The following is a 21,899-nucleotide window of genomic DNA, read 5'->3' as shown; positions in this document are numbered from 1 at the left end:
ATGAGCTACGACTACAAAACACTGTCCGACGACAAACCAAAACCCATGAGCCGAAAGCAATGGGCAGCAATGGGGCTGCCTGATCAGGCCCGCTTCATCAAACTTGGCGGGAGACTGTTCGACGAAATCGAAGTGGAGATACCGACGGAACTTGAAACAATGACTTCCAAATCCGGGCAAACGATCACACGCGGCCAATGGGACGCGATGACCGGCCCACAAAAAGCAGAGTTTGTTAGGGGATAGCCCTAACTGCCCGAAAGGCTTGTTTGTTCCTGAAATTTGGAGCGTGTACGATTACACGCTCTTTTTTTGCCGAAGGCTCGAAGATGCCCGACGTTTTTGGTTGTGTAATCTTTATAGCACTGTTTCGTATGTGAGATAACTACCACGTCCAAAATTGAATTGGCCGTCCGTGTCCTTCACATAACCGCCGGGCGTCGTACAACGGACGACTGTCCGTTGTGCCGTCCTCACATTTTGCTCCGCGAAACGGCGGCCTACGCAAAGTGTTCGCATTTGCTGCTTTATTCCAGGTGTTGGCGTTGGCGTTCGCTATTGGCCGATTAGCCGGGATCGGTGGATCGATGCGGTCGTATCGTTCTCTCATTTCGTCAATACTGATCGGTGTCGTCTTTGGCTTTGGCGTTCTGACAACTTCGGGCGTTGGCTCGGGAGTTCGCGGCGGCGGCGTTGGTGTTACATAAACTATTTGATTGACCGGAACCGCTATGATCTTTGGTTCCGCAGTTCCCTTGCCCACGAAATACAACACGCCGCCAAATACGCAAAGCCCGGCGATCCCGGCGGCGATCACGCCGACTTTTTTGCTTTTCGGCGGTTCGCTTAGTTCAAAACTCGCAGCTGTGGCCGCCGGGCGGATCACTGTCTCAAACTCTAGGGGTTCGCCGCAATTCGTGCAAAAAGCCATTTCGTCGGCAACGTAGGAGCTGCATATGTTACATCGTGTCATCGTCTTTAACCTGCCCTGAAATCAAAGGCAGGGGTAGATAATATCACCGTGAGAATTAAGGGCTTCATGGCGGGAACGATAGCGCAAATTCACCTAACTTCGCAACCGGAAAAACAACGGAAGGGCGTTCCATTTGGGAAAATGGTTACATTATTAGATACAGGGCGCATTTTGGGAGCTATGGACTCCAAATCAAATAGTCCGTAAACTATTATAAATAGGGAGTTTAGATGGAGGCGGCGATCGGAATTGAACCGATGAATAAAGGTTTTGCAGACCTCTGCCTTACCACTTGGCTACGCCGCCGTTAAATAAGAGAAGGCAGTTGGCGGAAGGCGGTCGGCAGGTGATCTTCTCTACCGCCTACTCACGTTCTGCTAACTGCCTACTCCTTGATATGGAGCGGGAGACGAGGGTCGAACTCGCGACTTCGACCTTGGCAAGGTCGCGCTCTACCACTGAGCTACTCCCGCGTGGCAAACCATAATTTTACCCGAACGAAACTATTTGTCAAGCGGCCTGGCCAGGAATTTGCAGAAGCCCGCCTGATGAGCAAGGGGCGATTCCTCCAAGTTGGTGTTTCGACCTTGCCGACGCGCGGATCTTGCACTGTAACTAGTTGACGGTAATATCCTTAATAAAGCTCCAATCGCCGTTCGGGGATATCTTTATTCCGCCGATCCGCTTGTTGTAGACCACCATATTTCCCGGATACCAAAGCGGTAATAGCGGCAGTTCGCTGCTGACGATGTCCCACGTTTTGCCATACAGTTCCTTGGCTTTTGCGCGGTCGACTGAATTTACAGCCTCTTCGACAAGCTTATCGACCTCAGCATTCTGATAGCGGCTCCGGTTGCAGCATGAGACGGATCCGCCCGGGATCTTGGTCGAGCTGAACAGATCTCGAAGAAAGATCGGGTCCTGATTTCCGCCGACCCATTGGCCGGTGTAGATCTGAAACTGGCCTTGTGCGAGCTGTTGGCGGATGGTATTGACCTCAAGCGTTTCGATACGAACATTGAGCCCGACGTCGTTCAGGGCACTCTGAATGACCTGCGCGTATGATTTGTCGCTGCGTTACCGGCTCCGTATTTGAACGTGATCGGTTCGCCTTTGTATCCGGCTTCCTGCAATAGCTGCTTCGATCTTGCCTGATCGAATGTGTAATGAGTTCCGGGCGAATATGCCCAAGATTGCGGCGGCAGGATCGAGCTGGCGGGCTTTGCCTGATCGAATAAAAGCTGCGAGACGATCTTCTGCCGGTCTATGGCATAACCGATCGCCTGGCGTATCTTCGGATTGTTGAGCGGCGGGGATTGAGCATTAAAAACAAGATATTGAATATTCGACCCATCGAACTGATCGACCTTCAGATTACCCGAACCATTCATCGCCTTGAGCACGTCGGGCGGCAGGTTGGTTGGCAGCGGAGCGATGTCCACGCCGCCGGCCTGCAGTTCATTCTGAAGCGACTGTGCATCAGTCACGGTCTTAACACGAAGCTTTGGAATTTTCGGCGCACCGTCCCAATATTCAGTGTTTGCCTCGAGTTCAACAATGTTCTGCGAAGCATCAAAGGCGACAAATTTGAACGGGCCGGAGCCCACCGGCGTGTCCTTCTGCTGAGCTGCCGAATCCGTCGGAATAATGGGGATCGCCACCAAATTTGCGAGGAGCTGATTCCGCAGAGCGGGACGTGTGACAGTGAAAATGACCGTTTTGGCGTCAGGCGTTTCGATCGAGCTTATGTGAGCGACTCGCTTGGTCTTTGGTTCAGCCGGAGTTTTAGCCCCGTTTGAATTATCGATTGTTTTCGGCGGCGTAGCAGCAGGCGAGGAATCGTCAGGAACCGTATCGAAGAAAGCTCCGGATTTAAAACCATTGCTCTTGAACAATTCATCGAACGTATATTTAACGTCGGCCGAGGTGAAGGCTTTGCCGTTGTGGAACTTTACATTGTCCTGCAGGACGAACGTGATCGTTTTGCCGTCTTCTGAGGTTTTGATCTCCTTTGCGAGTTCACCGACGTAGTCGAAATTTGCGTCTTTCTTAACAAGAGCATTGAACATCAATGACTTGACGCGTTCTGCCGCCACATCTGATGCGGCTGACGTGAGCGTGTCAAAAGCCGTGAATTTCTCAGACAGAGAAACCGTCACAGCATCTGTATTCCGTCGTCTGCAGGTCGATGCGGTGGCAAAAAAGGAGAGGATCAACAACAACAAAAATAATTTACGCAAAACGATAATTCCTCCAAACAAAACTTATCGGGCAAGTTTTTATGCTTTCTTTAGCGGCCTTTGCTTACTTTGCTCCCTTGCGGAAAAATCCTTGACCGGCTTAGTTTCCCGCAAAGACGCAAAGGGTGCAAAGACCGCAAAGGCTTAATTCGAAATTTTTGCCGCCAACGCTGCCGTTGCGGCAGATAATTCACCTAGCCGCAGCTCGTCAAACATCGGCGGAGCGGCTATCGTAGCCTTGAGCTTAGCAATCCGTGCGAGCGACGCGTCGATCTGTTCCATCGAGATCTCGCCCGCTTCTACCGCCTGACAAACCGCTCTGAATCCAGTACGAATATTCTCAGGGCCGGCACAGATAGCAAGCATATCGACGCCTGCGAGAATCGCCATTTTGCAGGCCTCGCCGATGCCGTAATTTCGAATGATCGCTCCCATCTCGAGATCGTCGGTGATAACAACACCGTCAAACCCCATATCGCCGCGGAGCAATTTTGTAATAAAACTATAACTTAAAGATGCCGGCAAAAGCTTCCCGTTAGCGTCTTTTTCCTGAAGCGGGTGGTCCGGAAAACAAACATGAGCCGCCATGACGGCGTGAACATCTGCGGTTTGTAAGAGTTTGCGGTACGGGAAAAGGTCTGTGTCTTCGAGTTCGGTGGCCGATATACTGACGACCGGAAGTTCCTCATGGGAATCGACCTGAGCGGCCCCGAGTCCCGGAAAATGCTTGAGGCACCCGATGATATTTTTTGATTGAAGCGAGTCGAGAAACGCACCTGCAAACTCCGTCGCATCAGTTTTTGACGCCCCGTAGGTTCGCGAAAACAACCCGTTCGAATGCGTACCCCGCTCCTTATCGATCACATCGACAACCGGGGCAAAATCCATATTGAAGCCGAGAATACCGAGCGTTTCACCAATGATCGCCGCTTGCTCCGCAGCACTCGCCGCAGACGGAAGTTTGCTCGCCGCCGGCATCGGCGTCATTATCCTCCGGAAGTCGGTCAACTAGGCCGCCTTCCTGATCGATACTGAGAAATGGTTCGATTTGAGAAGTACTGCGGATGCCGTCGAGCAGGTCGCGGGTCTGCTCAAAGCTCTTAATATTTCGAGCGAACAAACAAACCCCGCCGGGCGAAACTTCCGCCAGAAGAGCTCGTGTTGGCTCGTCCAACTCCGGCCCGGCGATCCCAATAAAAAATAACTGCCCGATCTTTTGTTCTAACGAAAGGGAACTGGAGTTGCTCGATCATCGTTCAATTTGAGGAAAACGGCAAAAGAGCAGTTTACCAATCGGAGCCGTGTAGCGAAAGTATAGCGGGGAGGATAGTAACCACGAAAGTTCACGAAAGAACCACTAAAAAAGGAAAGTGCCCTTTTCGTGTTATTTCGTGGCTACTGTGGCTTGGCCTTAAAATGGCTGTCCGAATCGAACACCTTATTCGTCGTCGCGTTCCGTAACGAATACGTAAAGCCTTTCTGGATCGCGTAGGCTCCGACCTCGCCGGTTTTGAGATCGCGATGAAACCGACCTGCATTTCCTTGGCGGTTTTTGGGTCGCGGTCGATGATGCGGCGGATAGCTTCTTTGCAGGCTTTGGTCGGTGTATAGCCGAGACGCATCAGCTCGATGATCAGGTGCGTGCCGCAGATGCGGATCACGTCCTCGCCGACACCGGGACTGGTCGCGGCTCCGACCTTGTTATCAACAAAAGCCCGGCTCCAATGATCGGCGAATCGCCAACGCGGCCGTGGATCTTGAACGCCATTCCGCTCGTCGTACATGAACCCGAAAGATCGCCCTTCGCGTCGAGTGCGATCGTTCCCATCGTGTCGTGATTGGCCGCTCCGCTATCAAAAAATGGCGGCGCCGACCGCTCATTCTGGCTGACCTTGCGGTTCTCAATGTTGATGATAGGTTTGTATTCAGATTTTTTGAGCCACTTCTTCCACTCTTTTTCAGCATCGTCCGAGAGCTTCCGCGGCATCAATTCAAATCCATTTTCAACGGCAAATTGTGTTGCCCCGTCTCCCGCGAGCACGACGTGTTTCGTCGTTTCAATCAGCTTTCTCGCGACCGAGATCGGATGTTTGATCTGCTGGACGAACATCACGCTGCCGCAATTTGCCTTATGATCCATGATCGACGCGTCAAGCGTCACAAAGCCGTCGCGATCCGGATATGCCTCCAGCCCGACGCAGCAGCTCGGCTCATCCTCGGCATTACGAGAGGCGGCCTCGACCGCGTCGATGGCTTTGCCTTTGGCCGACAGGATCTTCCAGGCAGCCGCGTTCGATTCATTCCGCTGTCCCATGTCGAGACAACCAGCGGCCGTGCGAATCTTGCGGATCTGTCCGCCCCGAACGTCGAATTCGCGGCGGCAGCGATCGGTAGAGAAGCGACCGCACTCTTTAAAAAATCTCGGCGATTTGTCATGTTTTTTATTCTAATACGAGTTTCGGCAGAAATACCTTTTCATAATGAAGTTTTTGTTGACTAAATTCTGAAATATTAGAAAATGAGAGGATGTCCTTACTCAGCTGTCGCTTTCTCGTTGTAGTCCTTTTGTCTGTGGCAGCTTTCAACGTGAACGAGTACGCTCAGTCGCCTGAGAACTGCACCGGTACAAGTATCTTCACCGCCAGGAACTGCTCCGGCGATAACCTCTCGCCCGATGAGCAGACCCTTTTCGACACGATCAACAAATACCGCACCGAGAACGGCCTTCCTGCAGTGAAACTCTCTGCCTCGCTCAGCATGGTCGCGAACCGCCGCGTGCTGGATCTGAATCAGAACATGAAGACGATCACCCACAGTTGGAGCAATTGCCCGTATGACATAGGAGATAAGAAAACCTGGCCCTGCCAAATCGAGTCTCCGCGGCGCCTGAATTCCGGTTACACAGGCGACGGTTACGAGACCCTCTACGGCACGACGAACTCGAGAGTTGACTTGGGCTCGGCCCTTGCCGCCTGGAAAAAAAGCGAGATGCACAGTTCGATAATTCTGAACAAAGGGATGTTCGAGTCGATGCCTTGGGAAGAATTTGGCGTCGCGACCGGCGGAGGTTACGCTTCACTATGGTTCGGATATTCGGGATCAATGGCCAAGGTTCAGACGGCCGCAGGTCGTGGATCGGTCGCATCCTACGATCAGATGGTGTCGAATATCTTCGAATCCCTCGCGATCGAGCAGCGATCAGTCTCCACAGAACCCAGCGGCCTTCGCCGCGGCATCTCGCCCGACAAAAAACTAAAAGTTGAGATCTGGGGAGTGAAACGAGAGCTCGCCGAAACGAGCATCGTGATCACGGCGACCACTATGCCGGATGGCAGCATTGACTCGGCCAAAAAAGCCGGCGTTTCAAAAATTATTAGGGATTTGTTCCCGGAATGGCCCGACGCCGATGCCTGGCTCGATAATTCAATCGTCCTTATCGCTCAAAATCGCACCGCTTGGAAGGCCAAAACGATCAGAGGTATCGCCATTGAGATCAAGGCATCAGGCAGTGATGCCATCATGCTATCGATAAAACCGCCGATGAAAACGGTTCCGATAGAGATGTTATAGTCGAATTAGTTGGTGTGCTGATAAACGCACTTACCCGCAAGACACGTATTTTTTCCGCAACCTTCGACCAATCTCCAAATTACCTCTACCAAACTCGCAAAATTGCTCGACCAAGATCACGACCCGCGTCGACCAAACGAGCCTAAATTATCTTGTCGCGTATGCGGGCCAGAAGCTCCTTTGATTCGTCAGCAGACAGGCTATTGACATCGGTATTGCGAAGTTCGTCTATCGCGTTCTCGTTGGTCACGGCAAAGAGGGAATATTGCGCGGCCAACCGGCCGCCGGCGGCCCTCGCAAGGCCTTCTTTCTTCTCATCTGCAAAGACCGCAAGTTCATATTTTTCAAGCTTTTCCAGCACATTCTTCGCGCGTTCGATGACCTTTGTTGGCAGGCCGGCAAGCTTGGCGACGGCGATACCGTAGGACTTTGAGGCTTTCCCGGGTTGGAGTTTGTGGAGAAATACCACATCGCCGTCCTTTTCGGTCGCGGTGAGCTGATAATTCTTGGCTCCCGGCAGGTTCTCCGCCAGCTCAGTCAACTCATGGTAATGTGTTGCAAACATTGTCTTTGCGGAATGTTCGGGCGAGTTGTGGAGGTGTTCCGCCACCGCCCAGGCGATCGAGAGGCCATCGAAAGTCGACGTTCCGCGCCCGATCTCGTCGAGCAGAACGAGGCTTCGCGGCGTCGCATTATGAAGTATCGCCGCCGTCTCCGTCATCTCGACCATGAACGTCGAACGTCCCGGAAGCGAGGTCGTCTGAGGCTCCAACCCGAGTCCAGATCCGGTCAACGATCGGCAAGCTCGCCGAGGTTGCGGGCACGAAAGAACCGACCTGCCCGAGTATCTGTATGATCGCTATCTGTCTGAGAACAGTGGACTTACCGCCCATATTCGCCCCCGTGATGATGAGCATTCGGTCGGTCGAATTGTTGAGGAGCAGGTCATTCGGAATGAATGACGAACCGAGCGAAGCCTCTACCACCGGATGCCGACCGTTCCTGATCTGGATCTCATCACCATCGTGCAAAATTGGACAAACATAATTTCGCCGAGCCGCCGTTTCGGCCAAAGCACACAGGCAATCCAGCGTCGCAAATGCCCTCGCAGTCGATTGCAAAAGCCGGGTTTCGGCACAAACCGTCGCCCTCACCTGCTTGAATAATTCCGTCTCTATCTGCAGTATTCGCTCTTCCGCACCCAAAACCTTCTCTTCCCATTCCTTGAGCTGCGGAGTCGTGTAACGTTCTGCATTTGCAAGGGTTTGGCGGCGTTCATAGTCGTCCGGAACCTTCGAAATATTGCCCTTCGATATCTCGATGTAGTAGCCGAAAACGTTATTAAAGCGGATCTTCAGGTTCGAAATTCCGGTCCGCTCGCGTTCCTGTTCTTCGAACGATGCGATGATCTGCTTGGCTGAAACTGATATGTTTCGCAGCTCGTCCAGTTCGGCATCAAAGCCATCCCGGATCACACCTCCATCAGCCGGATTGACCGGCGGTTCGTCGCTGATTGAGCGGTCGATCAGGTCGCGGATCTCAGGCAGCTCGTAAATATTTTCCGCCAGAACCTGTAAAAGCAACGATTTAGCGTCGGCGAGCGTTTCATTGACCAACGGCGATTGCCCGATCGAACGCCTCAAAGCCACAAGGTCGCGAGGTGTTGCCGTCCCAAGATTCAACCGCCCGATCAAGCGTTCGAGATCGCTGACCTCCTTCATCAGGAACCGCAATTTCTCCCGCAAGATCGTATCCGAAAGCTCGGTAACCGCGAGCAAACGGGTCTGTATTTCACTGCGTTTCAGCGAAGGCCGAGCGATCCATTGCCTTAAAAGCCGCGAACCCATGCCGGTAACGCATTCGTCGATAACGCCGAAGAGGGTGTTTTTGCTCTTTTCACCGCGAGATTCGAAGATCTCCAGATTCCTCAGCGTGACCGCATCGAGCACCATAAAATCGCTCGATTCGAAATAGTTGATCTCCGAAATGTGGCCGGCAGTCGCTCTCTGAGTTTCCTGCGCATACCGTAAACACGCCCCGGCAGCGGAGATCGCAGCGTTCTTGCCGCCCATTCCGTAGCCGGAAAGTTCCTTGACGCCCATCTGATCTTTGAGCAGACGTTCGGAGTCCTTCAGGTCAAAATTCTGATCATCGATCGGCGTCAACGTGATAGAAGACGAATCCGAGCCCCTAGATCGTCCGGCATCACCAAAAAGCGATTGTGTTGCAATACTTGCCGAGCCGGCAAAGGCTAAAAAGACTTGTCTTTCTAACGACTTAGCAAATAATAGTTCACGTGGTGCGTAAGAGTCTACCTCTGCCGAAACCTTCTGCCACGCGCCACTGCCTGATATCTCTGTAGCCGAAAAATGCCCCGACGAAGTCTCCAAAAACGCCGCCCCAAAGGTCTCGCCGCTGCCATAAACCGAGCCTAGGTAGACCGAATCTTTCGATTCGACAAGCTGCGGATCGATGGCGGTTCCGGGCGTTATCACACGCACAACTTCGCGTTTTACAAGCTTTACGCCTTTCGTTGGTGTTTCCGTTTGATCACAGATCGCGACCCGATATCCTTTCTTGACGAGACGCGCGATGTAAGTCGAAGCGGCGTGATGAGGGATACCGCACATTGGGATTGGGTTTGGCGAGTCTTTCTGTCTTGCCGTTAAAGTGATCTCAAGTTCGCGAGAGCCAACTATCGCGTCCTCGTTGAACATCTCATAGAAATCACCGAGCCGAAAGAACAGGATCGTCCCCGGATACTGCTTTTTGATCTCGAGATATTGCCGAAGCATCGGCGTCGTGGTTTCCATTTTTGCTGTGCTTAGTGTGATTCAGAGTTTAGCCAATTTACGCTGACTTTCAAAACTTGTGTTTCCAAAGCAGCGTGCATTTGTTATTATTTTTGTTTGTTAAATGGTGTCTACGCGAATGTTTTGAGCCAGTAAATCTTGCTCAAATGTAAATCTTGCTCAAATAAGGAGTCCGTTTATGAGGAGCAGTCGTTTTTTATTCTCTCTCTCTCTTTCCGTTTCTTTGGCCGGTGGCATTGTCATCGGTCAGACCGTAGACCCCAAATCGGAACCCTCAGCAGCGACGGTTGCTTCGACTCAGACCAATGAACGGTACCGTATCGGATATCAGGATATAATCAGCATCCAGGTTGACCGCCATCCTGATCTAAATCAAACGGTACCGGTCCGCCAAAATGGTACGATCGAACTTTTCCGCATTGAAAAACCCCTGGTTGCTGTCTGCAAAACCGAGCTCGAACTCGCAAATGACATAACCGCTGCCTACAAGGAAAAATATCTTAGGAATCCGAGTATTAGGGTGTCCGTCACCCAGCAAATGTCTCAGCCCGTGATGGTTCTGGGGTTCGTAGAAAAGCCTCAGACATACTATCTAAACCGTCGCGTGCACCTGCTCGAACTGCTCGGAATGGCGGGCGGCCCAAACAAAGAAGCTGGAACGCGAATGATCGTGGCTCGTCAAGGGAGTATTTCTGTTTGCCAGCAGCCAGATACGCGTGCTGACGACGCCAATACGGTGTCGGTCAATGAATTTAAGGTCCGAGATGTTCTCTCGGGAAAGAGTACGTTCTGGATCCAGCCGGGCGATGTCGTCTCAGTGTTAGATTCTGACATAATTTACGTCTACGGCAACGTGAACAAACAGGGAGCTTTCAAGACTCGAGAACCTATAACCCTCACGCAGGCAATAGTTTCGGCGGAAGGGTTAAAGGGTGCGGCCAAGAAGGACAAGATCAGGATCTTGCGGCAGAAAGATGGCAGCACCGAGCGTGAAGAATTTATCGTTGACCTTGGTCAGATAGAGAAGCGAAAAGCGATCGATCCGATTTTGCAGCCGAACGATATCGTTGCCGTCTCGGAAGATAAGGCTAAGTCAATACTTATGGGATTTGTAGATTCCCTCAAGGGAACGATCCCGAACGCTATCTATCGGATCCCGTAGAGAGCCATTGATATGAAAGATTCGCGCGAAATTGTTAGAAATCCGCTGCACGACGTCGATCTCGTCCGTGAGTTCGAACCACCGATCTCGCCGGTCGGGCAGTATCCGTCGTATCGGAACAATCAGACGAGCGAAGGATTTCAGCTCGTTGATTACTGGCGTGCGATCCGCAAAAGACTGTGGCTTGTGATCGGAATTGCGGTTCTGGTTACGACGCTGACAGCTATCTACATGGCACGTCGTCCGAGCATCTTCCAGGCAGAGGCACGTGTGCAGGTCGATCTCGAACAGGTAAATCCTGACCTGGTCACGAGCGATCGTCAGCGATCAGTGATGAATTCCGATCCAGCATACATTAACACGCAGCTCCAGCTTTTAGGCAGCGACGGACTGATCCGCCGCGTCATAAAGGAATACAACCTCGACACGAACAAAGAATTTCAACAGGCAAAGGCGGAGGAATCAGTCTCCGCATGGCGGTCGGCGTTGAGATCGCTCGGCCTCGCAACCGACGATACCGAGAAAAAGAAAAGCTCGGTCGATTCGCAAGCCCTCCAGGCATCGCTCGCGAATTCGGAAGAAATGTCCGAAGCCATTCGTCTCGCACCGTACGTTGATGCGATCAAAAAGAACCTAGTAACCGAACCAATCCGCGAATCGCGAACCACGGTAAAGGATACTCGCCTGATCGCGATCATGTTCCGTCACACCGACCCCGACCTCGCGGCTTTTGTCGTAAATGCTATAGCTAAAACATTTACAGATGCCAATCAAGAAAAACGAACAGGAACGAATCGCAAAACTAATGACTTCCTGCAGGAACGTATCGCCAGTCTCGAATCCGATCTAAAAAACGATGAGCAGGCGCTAGTCAACCTGACACAGAATGCCGGGATCCTGAAAACCGAAAACGATCAAACGATTGTCATTGACCGGCTCAGCGGCCTGAACAAGGATCTTCTTATCGCGGAAAATGAACGAAAAAATGCCGAGGCAAATTACCTGACCGTCGCGAATTCGCCTGAAAAAGTTAAATCGCTTGCCGAGGCCGAATCCGCCCGCTACATAACCGAACAGGAGAACGGTTTGCGCTCGCTGCAAACCGATACTCTAAGAAAGATCGCCGACCTTCGCCAGACGAGAGCTCTGCGATTGCAGGAATTTTTTGAGGGCACACCAGAGATAAAGGAGATCGACGTCCAGATCGAAAGCTATCAAAAGTCTCTTGATAATGCCTTCGAGAAATCGAAGCAAGATATAGAGGCTTTTCGGCAAAGAACGTCAAAAGTTCTGCTCGATAATCTCAAAACGAAATATTTACAAGCAAAAGACAAAGAAGACAAGATCCGGGTCGATTTCAACAAACAGTTTGGAGAGGCACAGGGACAGAATCAGAGTGCGGTAAGCATCAAACTCCTTCAACAGAATATCGAAAGCAAAAAGGGCTTTCTTGAAAATCTAAGAAAACAGGTTAGCGGCAATGACGTTGCTTCGCAAGGTTCTGACAACAACATCAGCGTCAGCGAGATCGCCATTCCTCCTAAGGTTGCAGTTTCACCCCGCCGATTTGTCACTGTTATGGCGGCATTATTCCTTTCGACGCTCTTCGGAATGGGCCTGGCACTGTTTCTCGAATACCTCGACGATACGATCCGCACGACGGAGGAGATCGAGAATTACCTGCAATTGCCGGCACTCGCGGCTATCCCATCAATCGATTCGGTGCCGAAGCGTAAGCTTTTGCTGGTCGGTGCGACTGAAAACGAGGACGAAAATCCGCAATCGCCGCTGCTGATATCGGCGGATTCGCGTTCGTCGCTTGCCGAGGCCTACAGGCATTTGCGTACGTCGATCCTGCTTTCGACCGCCGGCCACGCTCCGAAATCGCTGCTGATCTCGTCGAGTCTGCCATCAGAAGGGAAATCGACTATCGCCACCAACACCGCGATCAGCCTTGCCCAGACCGGAGCAAAGGTCCTGATCATTGATGCCGACATGCGTCGGCCGCGACTGCACTCGATCTTTAATATCGAGAATGGAATCGGACTGAGTTCGATGCTCGCGAGCGAACTTTCCGACACGGACGTCAATTCAGCGATCAAGCAGGACGAAAAAACCAAGCTTTACATCATGACCTCGGGCCCGATCCCACCGAACCCGGCAGAGTTGATCGGCTCAGAGCAGATGGTTTCGCTGTTGAGAATTTTAGGGACAAAATTCACCCACATCGTCATCGATTCGCCACCGATCGCGTCGTTTACGGATGGTGTACTGATCGCTTCGATGGTTGACGGAGTGATCCTTGTGGTTCACGCGGGACGAAGTTCGCGGCAGGTCGTTAAGCGTTCGCGTCAGATGCTTCAGGAGATCGGAGCGAAGATCTTCGGCGTCGTACTGAACAACGTAAACCTAAATAACAAAGACAATTACTATTACTATCAGAGCTACTACCACCGCAGCAATTACACGGATCGCGGCGAATAAGTTGATTTTTGTATGAGTAAACAGACTAGAGTTTTGGTCACTGGTGCGGGCGGATTTATCGGCAGCCATCTTGTGACATTTCTGAAGAAACGCGGATATTGGGTTCGCGGTGTTGATATCAAGTTGCCCGAGTTTTCAGAAACGAACGCGGACGAATTCGAGCTACTCGACCTTCGCGGTTGGGAAAATTGCCAGAAAGCGTCGAAAGAGGTCGATCATGTTTATGCTCTTGCGGCGGACATGGGCGGGATGGGATTCATTTCTTGCCATCATGCTCAGATCCTCTACAACAATGCTCTTATCAATCTTCACACGCTAGAGGCGGCTCGTGAAAATGGCGTAAACCGTTATCTCTATACAAGTTCCGCGTGCATCTATCCCGAACATTTGCAGGAAGATGCGAACGTTACGCCGCTCAAGGAATCCGACGCATACCCAGCCGAACCTCAGGACGCATACGGCTGGGAAAAGTTGATCACCGAGCGTCTGTGCATGCATTACATGCAGGATTATGGGATCGAGACGAGAACCGTCAGATTTCATAACATTTTCGGCGAAAACGGCACGTGGGACGGCGGTCGTGAGAAGGCTCCGGCTGCACTCGCCCGCAAGATCGCTAAGGCAAAATTGACAGGCAACCACGAAATCGAAATATGGGGCGATGGTGAGCAGACACGCTCGTTCTGTTACATAGACGACTGCGTCGAAGGCCTCTATCGTCTGATGCAGTCCGATTTTTCCGATCCGCTCAATCTGGGCCAGGACCGCATGATCTCGATCAACCAGCTCGCCGATATCATTGCGAACGCGGCTGGAATTGAGATCACCAAAAAGCACATCGACGGCCCATTAGGCGTTCGCGGACGCAATTCGGACAATTCGAAACTCCGCGAAGTGCTTGGCTGGGAACCCGAGATATCTCTTGAAGACGGACTCAAGAAGACCTACGATTGGATCGAGAGTCAGGTTAGGGAATCGCATGCGGCATCGAAAACGGCGGCTCTTGGGAATGCGTAACCGTTGGATCTTATGTTGGAAAAAATCTCAGTTATCGGTCTTGGAAAGCTCGGTGCAAGCATGGCGGCGGTGTTCGCGAGCCGTGGTTTCGATGTGATCGGCGTTGATGTGAATCAGAAATTCATTGACATCGTAAACGACGGTCATGCACCTGTTCAGGAAACCGGACTCGATGCGATGATCGGGGAAAATCGCGAACGCATTCGGGCAACGCTCAGCCATGAGGAAGCAGTTCTCGGCTCCGACATTTCGTTCGTCATCGTGCCTACGCCGAGCGATGAACGCGGCTCCTTCTCGCTTCAATACGCAGAATGGGCGTTCAAGGAGATCGGCAAAGCATTGCGTAAGAAAAATGGCTATCACAACGTCGTTCTCACGAGCACCGTACTGCCCGGATCAACACGACAGGCATTGCTACCGATCCTCGAAAAGGAATCGGGAAAGAAAGCAGGACGTGATTTTGGCGTTTGCTATAGCCCTGAATTTATTGCACTTGGCAGCATTATTCGCAATTTCCTGAATCCTGATTTCTCGCTGATCGGCGAATTCGACAAACGTTCAGGCGATCAGCTTGAGGCAATCTACGACAAGGTGACGGTAAATCACGCGCCTGCTGCTCGAATGAGCCTCGAAAACGCAGAGCTGACCAAGATCTCGGTAAATACATTTGTCACCACAAAGATCACCTTCGCTAACATGCTCGCCGACATCTGCGAAAAATTGCCCGGCGGCGATGTGGATGTTGTGACCGCGGCTCTAGGGCTTGATTCGCGTATCGGTCGCAAATACCTGACCGGCTCGATAGGTTACGGTGGGCCGTGTTTCCCGCGTGATAACGTGGCACTTTCGTTCATCGCAAACGAACTGGGTGTCGAAGCAAAACTTGCTGAAACTACAGATCATCAAAACAGATCGATAGCCGAAAAAACTGCTGCTAGATTGCTTCCAATGCTAAGGAAAGGAGCAACGGTCGCAATTCTCGGGCTGAGCTACAAGCCGGACTCGCATGTTACCGAAGAATCGCAGGGTGTTTTCATCGCAAAACAGCTCTCGAAGAACGGTATCCGAGTTGTCGCTTACGATCCGATGTCCGCAGACATGCAGATCGAGGAACTTCGTCGCGGGATCGTCGTTTTAGACTCGATTGAGAAATGCCTGTCACAAGCTGAGGCTGTGCTGATCACGACTCCTGATCCGGCGTTTAAGTCGCTTACCGCAAAGGATTTCCGCAATGAATGGTCGCAGGTTTTAGTGGTCGATTTCTGGCGCCTTCTCCGCAGCGAACTTGAAGGTAAGGAACACATTAAATATCTCGGCATCGGACTCAGCGAGGACGACGCAGCCAATAACGCACGTCTAAGTTCGATCTGGTGCGAGGATCACAGCTCCAGCAAGGGAACATCCGCCGAATGATCGACGAACGCATCAGGGTCGAAATAGTCGCGCCTGTTCATAACCGCAAAGACATAACCCTAAAATGCCTCAAAAGCCTGTCGCGGCTTAACACGACGGGCCTCGACGTTCATGTCGTGATCGTTGATGACGGTTCGTCCGACGGAACAAGCGAGGCGATCGCGGCTCAGTTTCCTGAGGTTGAAGTGGTGCAAGGCGACGGAAATCTCTGGTACACGGAAGGCACAAATGTCGGCGTTCGAGCAGGTCTGAAGCACGATCCGGCTTTTGTCCTGATGATAAATGACGATGCCGTGTTCGATCAGGATTTTCTTGTTTTCATGGTCGAAACCGCTCGAAAACATGAGCGATCGATCGTCGGCTCGCTGCTGATGCTTTGGGACACGCCGCACAAACTTTTTCAGATCGCTCCGGTTTGGGACACTTGGTACGGCGACTGGCGGCATTGGTCTCAACAGACGGTTTGGACGGTTCCAAACAAGCCGTGGAATGTAGATCTGATCGTCGGGAACTGCGTTCTCGTGCCCGTCGGGGCGTTTGCTGAAGGCGGTTTGATGGATTCTAAGAAATACCCAAATTTCGGCGACGCCGTCTTCACACCGAAACTCAAACGCCTCGGTTGGAAGCTGCTGATCGACCCGCGAGCCCGCGTTTTTTGCTTACCAAACACGATCCCGCCGCGCGTCAAGAAAATGGGGCTGAAAAAAGCGTTGAAGGTGCTTGTCACCGACCTCGGAAATGGCCACAATCTGCGAAGGCGATTGTACGCGTATCTGGAGGGCGCTCCGTCAAAACTAGTGGGTTTCGTTGGCTTTTGCGTGTTCCTCGTCCGTGCGGGCGTTACCAAAAGCTACAAGACCGTGAGCGATGCTCCGGAGCCGCCGCTCAACAAAACGTTCGCCTCGGCCGTCGTCGATGACTAAAATCCGCCGCAAACTGATCTTTTTCTGGACCTATTTGGAATGGGGCGGCGCACAGGTATATTTCATGGCGATCATGAAAGAAGCCTTGAAAGACTGGGACGTGATCGTCATTTTGCCGCGTAATTCCTCGCCCGAAATGATCGGTTTTCTCAGACAGATCGGCGTAACAATTGAGTTCATAGATTTTGTGATCGACCTCGGGCAAGCTCCCACCATAAAGCGAAAGATCGAGCGGCAATTGAGCCGGATCAGTTGCGAGATCAAAACACTGCGATTCCTCAAGCAGTACAATCTCAACAATTCCATTCTCCATATCGAAGCCGCACCGTGGCAGTCGTGGCAGTTTTTTGTACTGCTGGCGATGCGAAAGGCCAACGTCTTCGTCACGATGCACAACGCAATTAACGCTGCGAAATGGCGTGAGAGCGTTTGGACAGCCCGAATGCAGCTTTTATCTCGCCTGGAGAGCTTCCACATCTTTGCTTCGAACAAAGACACAAAGGAAAAAGTCCGATATCTAGTTACGCAGGAATTTTGGGAGAAAATTCCTGTCACATACACGTGCGTCAATCCGCCGCAAATCCGTACGGTGCTCGACAGAACGGACGATATCGCGTCGCTTCGTGCGAAACACGGCTTGTCTAAAAATGAGTTTATCGTCCTATGTGTCGGCCAGTTCATCGACCGCAAAGGGCGTTGGGTATTTCTGGACGCGGCGAAGATAATTCAAACCGAGGCTCCAGATGTTCGATGCGTCTGGCTGACGCCGGTTGAGTCGACAAAGGACGAAAAAGCGAAGATCGAGAAATACGGATTAAATAATTTCGAGATTCGGCTCTCGTCAACCGTCGGTTCGAGCCGGGAAGAAGTTCTCGAATTTTTCCGTGTCGCCGATATTTTCGCTCTTCCGAGTTATGTCGAGGGATTGCCGATCGCTCTACTAGAGGCGATGGCTTTGGGAATTCCGTCTATATCGACCAATATTTTTGCGATCCCTGAGGCTGTTCACGATAGCGAAACCGGCTTGCTGATCGAAGCGGGCGATGCGCGAGGGTTGGCGGAGGCCATTCTAAAACTGAAGAACGATCCGGAATTACGTCAAACGATCGCGAAACAGGGAAGTGAGTTTGTCCTCTCGAATTTTGACGAACGCGAGGCTGCACGTATCGCGATCCGGCATTATGAGGAGTGTTTCGACGATGCAGACTGAGGTTGTCGACAGACGAAAACGCTTCTTTCGCAACAGCATTTTTGGCGTGCTGTCGTGGCTGCTGCCGATCGTGCCGACGATGATCGCGACGCCGATCGTCATAAAACGGCTCGGGGACGAGCAATACGGCGTTCTCGCCGCGGTCCTCAGTTTTATCGCCTATTTTTTCACGACAGCCATCGGCAAAGTTGCCGCCAAATACGTCGCCGAATACCGGGCGACCGGTCAGAATGAAAAGATCTCGCCGATGATCTCGGCAACGATCATTTTCGGAGTCTCGACCACTCTGGTTGTATCGCTGATCGCCTTCATCTTCGCTCGCCCCATTGTCGTCGACGCACTCCGGATCCCTGAGCAGATGCAGGATCAGGCGGTCACCGGGATCTACATCGCGTGCGCGACGATTTTGAGTATCTTCATGGCTCAGGTGTTTCAATTCGCATTACAGGGAATTCACAGATTCGACTGGTATTTACTGCTCGCCAATCTCACTAGTGTCTCGTTCAGCCTCGGCAGCATCGCCATCGTCCTTCTCGGCTATGGATGGATCGCATTGCTGGCTTGGAATCTCGTAACGTGGTCAATTGTCGGCGTTGTTTCATTCTTTGCGGCCCGGCATCTAATACCGGAATGCCGCCTCACGTTGAAAATTCCGTCTGAGATCTGGCGATCGGTCAGGCAATACGCTTTGGGGATCGTCGGCTATCAGCTGTTCGGAACCTTGCTGCTTTTCTTTGAGCGTGTTTGGATACTGCGAAATTTCGGCGGCGAAGCTATGGCGTATTACGTCATCCCGATGACGCTCGCTCTCTATTTGCACCTTTTCACAGCAAGCCTCGTCCTTGCGATGTTCCCGGTCGTGAATGAACTGCTCGACGAACCTGAAAAGCTCAAAGAGCTTTATCAAAAAGCGACGAAGCTCGTTTTAACCTTGCTCGTGTTCGCCGTGCTTTCAGTAGTTGTCTGCGGCAAAGTATTTCTAACTGCCTGGCTCGGTGAACGGTATGCTGACGAATGTTACGTCATGCTCGTCATTCAAACCGTAACCTTTGCGATACTTGCACTTAACACGATCGCATGGCAGGTTGCCGAGGGCTTTAAGGCGGCGGCTCTAAACGCGTACGGCACGATATTTTGGATGTTCGCTGGTGTGATCGCGATGATCGCGATGAGCCAGTCGTGGCAAATCAACGGCGTCGCAGCGGGAAGATTGGCGGGCGTTTTGATATTCATTCCGCTCATTTTCTATATCGAAAAACGCTTTCTCGGCGGCATCTTTATGAAATTCTGGGGTGCAACGGTAATCCGTATTTTGATTGCCGCCATACCGGCGGTCGGAGCCGAATTGTTTCTCGCCAAAACGCTTCAACCATCCTGGTTTACCTTTTTCGGCTCCGTGGCAGCTGGCGGAATTGCATATGTCGGCACTCTTCTTAACCGGTTTCATCGACGATGGCGGGAAGAAAATGGCTCGCGACCTGTTCGCAAAATACCGCTAAGCAAAGGTATTTGTTACTATTTACCGATGGCCGAGGACTTCAGCTTAGTACAGCGTCTGGACCTGATCAAAGAAATTTGCTCGGGCAAACGCGTGCTCCATCTCGGCTGTACGAACTATCCGTACACCGAAGATTCGATCAAAAACCGTATGCTTCTGCACCACGATCTGGAAAAGATCGCGAGTGATGTCTGGGGCATTGATTCGGATGAAAAGGGAATTGAGATACTCGAATCACACGATTCGAAACAGATCGTTCTCGGTGATCTAGAAAAACTTGACGAACTCGATCTGAATGAGAAGTTCGACGTCATCGTTGCTGGCGAGATGATCGAGCATCTGAATAATCCGGGCCTGTTCCTGAACGGGATCAAGCGGTTCATGCACAGCGAGACGCAGTTGGTTTTGACCACCGTGAACGCCTATTGCGGAATGCGGTTCGTTTGGTACGGGCTGCGGGGGAAACGCGGAAAAGTCGAATTCGTGCATCCCGACCACGTCGCATATTACTCATATTCGACGCTCAAAGTCCTGCTCGAACGGCACGGACTGCACGTCGGATCGTTTTTATTTTATGATATAGGCAGAGAGCATCGTCCGCATAACAAATGGTTTATCAACGCGATAAACGATGTGTGCGTAACGATAGCTCCGCAGTGGGCAGACGGCGTGATTGCCGTTTGCCGTTTACCGTCTGATCGATAATGCTGGCAGCACGCTACATCCCAACTCAAACAGATACGGGGAAAGAGAGATCTTTGCTCCCTGGGCTCGCCCTGATGGGCGTGGCGGTTTTGGTTGCGTTTTTGGCTCTGTTGTTTACGAGCGATTCGCTCGCCGCATACCCAAATCTGCATTTGGTCCCGTGGCTGATGGGGCTCGGTGTCGTGATGGCGATACCGCTCGTGTATTTGTATCATCACGGGCGACTGACGTTTGTCGATCCGCTTGTGTTTGCGACACTTTCTTATTTTTTCCCGGCATTCGTAGTCGGCGGGCTTTCGTTTGCGCTCGGGCTGTCCAGGCCTTCATTCGAGAATCTTATCCAGGATCCGAATTATAATCTGCCGCTGACCATCGCTCTCGTCGGGCTCGGCTATGCGGGACTCGCGACGGGCTATTTGCTGCCGGTCGGAGCAAAAATCGGTGGATGGATAGCGGACGTGCTTCCAAAAGCAGACTATAAGCCCGATTCGCTCATGCTGCCGGGCGTTTTGTTGCTTTTGGCGGGCCTTGCAAATACGATCCTAGCCTTTGTTCTCGGCCGCTTTGGCTATCAGAGGGTAACGGAATTCAACTCATACGACGGACTCATCTTTTTCACTACGTTATTTTGGGTGCAGGCGAGTGTACTGCTCTGGTCGGTGATCTTCCGTAAGAGCAAGTTGGATTTTATTGTCATCCCGATCATCGGCGTGCTGCTTTTCACGAGTCTGACAAAGTTTCTATACTCGGGCAGCCGCGGCAATATTATCCAGATCTTTCTGATCATTACATTCTCGTTCATCCTTTCGGGACGGCGATTTTCGATGAAGCAGGGAGTGATTTCCGGCCTGCTGCTGACGATCGGCTTGACGGTCGGAATGATCTACGGAACGACGTTTCGTAACGTTAAGGGAACTGAGGACGCTCAAAGTGCCGAACAATACACCGAGAATATCTTCGCTGCTGTGGATCAGGTCGGGCGAAGCGACGTTTATGACACATTGACGTTCGGCGCCGTCAATTTTGCTGAAAGGATCGACGTTCTCAGCACACTCGCGGTCGTCGTCTCAAATTACGAAGAGCTTGCCCCATACGAAGAGATCTATGGCCTGAGCGACAATATCTGGATCGATCTGTCGACGTTCATGATCCCTCGCGTGATCTGGCCGGACAAACCTGTAGTTGCCGACCCTCGCAAATACAGCGATCTTTATTTTGACTATTCGGGCTCGTCGTACGCGATCACGCCGATCGGCGATCTGCTGCGAAACTATGGGATAATCGGGATTCCGATAGGAATGTTTGTGCTGGGATTTCTGCTACGACTTTTCTATCGATCGCTGATCGAGGGTCAAAAGCTCATCGTCTGGCGTATCACGCTGTTTTTCATGCTATTGACATCTGTTTCGTATGAGGGGTTTTACGGTACGATAATCCCCGTGTTCTTTAAGATCGGTTTTATTTCAGTTATCGGAATATTGATCGTTAACATCATTGCAAAACGCATCGAAACCGGCAGTATTAAAGGTATTAAGGCTACTTAGATGATCGTATTTACCAACGGATGTTTCGACATCTTGCACGCCGGTCACGTCGATCTGCTCAGGCGGGCACGGGCTCTTGGCTCGCGGCTGATCGTAGGCATCAACAGCGATGCGTCGGTGCGAAGTATCAAAGGCCCGGATCGTCCCATTCAGAACCAGGAAGCCAGAAAAGCGGTACTTCTCGGACTCGAATCGGTTGACGAGGTTCGAATCTTTGATGAATTGACGCCCGAAAAGTTGATCCACGAGATCAAGCCCGACGTTTTGGTAAAGGGCGGCGACTGGAAACCGGACGAGATAATCGGCGCGGATTTTGTAACGGCGTACGGCGGGCAGGTCTTCTCGCT

Annotated in this window: 17 protein-coding genes, 2 tRNA genes and 1 pseudogene; 10 read left to right on the top strand and 10 right to left on the bottom strand. The window is 51.8% G+C overall.

Annotated features, from left to right (window positions below; translation table 11 throughout):
- A complete protein-coding gene (locus IPG22_20390) occupies positions 1-246 on the top strand; it encodes a hypothetical protein (protein ID MBK6590643.1) in 246 nt (81 codons plus the stop codon).
- 139 nt (positions 247-385) lie between these two features.
- Here the strand turns inward: IPG22_20390 and IPG22_20385 are convergent, their stop codons facing one another.
- The 8 genes and pseudogenes from IPG22_20385 to IPG22_20350 all read right to left on the bottom strand — a co-directional run bounded on the left by IPG22_20385 (position 386) and on the right by IPG22_20350 (position 5,649).
- Positions 386-973, bottom strand: coding sequence for a hypothetical protein (locus tag IPG22_20385; GenBank protein MBK6590642.1), 588 nt, complete (start codon positions 971-973; stop codon positions 386-388).
- 231 nt (positions 974-1,204) lie between these two features.
- Positions 1,205-1,279 (bottom strand) — tRNA-Cys (locus IPG22_20380).
- A 92-nt stretch (positions 1,280-1,371) separates the two neighbouring features.
- Positions 1,372-1,446: transfer RNA gene (locus IPG22_20375), tRNA-Gly, on the bottom strand.
- Between the two features lie 142 nt (positions 1,447-1,588).
- Positions 1,589-2,023: a hypothetical protein gene (locus tag IPG22_20370; GenBank protein ID MBK6590641.1), complete on the bottom strand. Its 435-nt coding sequence runs from the start codon at positions 2,021-2,023 to the stop codon at positions 1,589-1,591.
- Positions 2,008-3,213 carry an ABC transporter substrate-binding protein gene (locus IPG22_20365; protein MBK6590640.1) on the bottom strand — a complete coding sequence of 402 codons (1,206 nt, stop codon included), beginning with the start codon at positions 3,211-3,213 and terminating at the stop codon, positions 2,008-2,010. The genes IPG22_20370 and IPG22_20365 overlap by 16 nt, the downstream gene beginning before the upstream one ends.
- 144 nt (positions 3,214-3,357) lie before the next feature.
- Positions 3,358-4,200 carry a hypothetical protein gene (locus IPG22_20360; GenBank protein MBK6590639.1) on the bottom strand — a complete coding sequence of 281 codons (843 nt, stop codon included), beginning with the start codon at positions 4,198-4,200 and terminating at the stop codon, positions 3,358-3,360.
- Entirely contained in the window at positions 4,127-4,426 is a 300-nt protein-coding gene (locus IPG22_20355; GenBank protein MBK6590638.1) for a hypothetical protein, read from the bottom strand. Before IPG22_20355 ends, IPG22_20360 begins: the two co-directional genes overlap by 74 nt.
- 182 nt (positions 4,427-4,608) lie before the next feature.
- Positions 4,609-5,649: pseudogene (locus tag IPG22_20350) on the bottom strand (N(4)-(beta-N-acetylglucosaminyl)-L-asparaginase).
- 135 nt (positions 5,650-5,784) lie between these two features.
- Here IPG22_20350 and IPG22_20345 point away from each other — a divergent pair.
- Positions 5,785-6,783, top strand: coding sequence for a hypothetical protein (locus IPG22_20345; GenBank protein MBK6590637.1), 999 nt, complete (start codon positions 5,785-5,787; stop codon positions 6,781-6,783).
- A 142-nt stretch (positions 6,784-6,925) separates the two neighbouring features.
- Here IPG22_20345 and IPG22_20340 read toward each other — a convergent pair whose 3' ends face one another.
- Together IPG22_20340 and mutS are read right to left on the bottom strand one after the other, a co-directional pair.
- Entirely contained in the window at positions 6,926-7,513 is a 588-nt protein-coding gene (locus tag IPG22_20340) for a hypothetical protein (GenBank protein ID MBK6590636.1), read from the bottom strand.
- The gene (gene mutS, locus IPG22_20335) at positions 7,476-9,596 is read right to left on the bottom strand and encodes a DNA mismatch repair protein MutS (protein MBK6590635.1); all 2,121 of its coding nucleotides are present in this window, start codon (positions 9,594-9,596) and stop codon (positions 7,476-7,478) included. Before mutS ends, IPG22_20340 begins: the two co-directional genes overlap by 38 nt.
- A 178-nt stretch (positions 9,597-9,774) precedes the next feature.
- Between mutS and IPG22_20330 the strand changes: the two genes are divergently transcribed.
- The 8 genes from IPG22_20330 to IPG22_20295 are packed head-to-tail and all read left to right on the top strand — an operon-like array spanning position 9,775 to position 21,552.
- Positions 9,775-10,758: an SLBB domain-containing protein gene (locus tag IPG22_20330; GenBank protein MBK6590634.1), complete on the top strand. Its 984-nt coding sequence runs from the start codon at positions 9,775-9,777 to the stop codon at positions 10,756-10,758.
- A 12-nt stretch (positions 10,759-10,770) separates the two neighbouring features.
- Complete coding sequence (locus IPG22_20325) at positions 10,771-13,242, top strand: polysaccharide biosynthesis tyrosine autokinase (GenBank protein ID MBK6590633.1); 2,472 nt, start codon at positions 10,771-10,773, stop codon at positions 13,240-13,242.
- Between the two features lie 12 nt (positions 13,243-13,254).
- A complete protein-coding gene (locus tag IPG22_20320; GenBank protein MBK6590632.1) occupies positions 13,255-14,259 on the top strand; it encodes an NAD-dependent epimerase/dehydratase family protein in 1,005 nt (334 codons plus the stop codon).
- 12 nt (positions 14,260-14,271) lie between these two features.
- Complete coding sequence (locus tag IPG22_20315) at positions 14,272-15,672, top strand: UDP-glucose/GDP-mannose dehydrogenase family protein (protein ID MBK6590631.1); 1,401 nt, start codon at positions 14,272-14,274, stop codon at positions 15,670-15,672.
- Entirely contained in the window at positions 15,669-16,595 is a 927-nt protein-coding gene (locus IPG22_20310) for a glycosyltransferase family 2 protein (GenBank protein MBK6590630.1), read from the top strand. Before IPG22_20315 ends, IPG22_20310 begins: the two co-directional genes overlap by 4 nt.
- Positions 16,588-17,805, top strand: coding sequence for a glycosyltransferase family 4 protein (locus IPG22_20305; protein ID MBK6590629.1), 1,218 nt, complete (start codon positions 16,588-16,590; stop codon positions 17,803-17,805). Before IPG22_20310 ends, IPG22_20305 begins: the two co-directional genes overlap by 8 nt.
- Positions 17,777-20,008: a methyltransferase domain-containing protein gene (locus IPG22_20300; protein ID MBK6590628.1), complete on the top strand. Its 2,232-nt coding sequence runs from the start codon at positions 17,777-17,779 to the stop codon at positions 20,006-20,008. Before IPG22_20305 ends, IPG22_20300 begins: the two co-directional genes overlap by 29 nt.
- A complete protein-coding gene (locus IPG22_20295; protein ID MBK6590627.1) occupies positions 20,008-21,552 on the top strand; it encodes a hypothetical protein in 1,545 nt (514 codons plus the stop codon). The genes IPG22_20300 and IPG22_20295 overlap by 1 nt, the downstream gene beginning before the upstream one ends.
- The last annotated feature ends 347 nt before the right edge of the window (positions 21,553-21,899 follow it).

Source organism: Acidobacteriota bacterium (assembly GCA_016703965.1).
In the GTDB taxonomy this organism is placed as follows: Bacteria; Acidobacteriota; Blastocatellia; order Pyrinomonadales; family Pyrinomonadaceae; genus OLB17.
The sequence above is the reverse complement of the archived record's forward strand: the minus strand, read 5'-3'. Positions and strand labels throughout refer to the sequence as shown.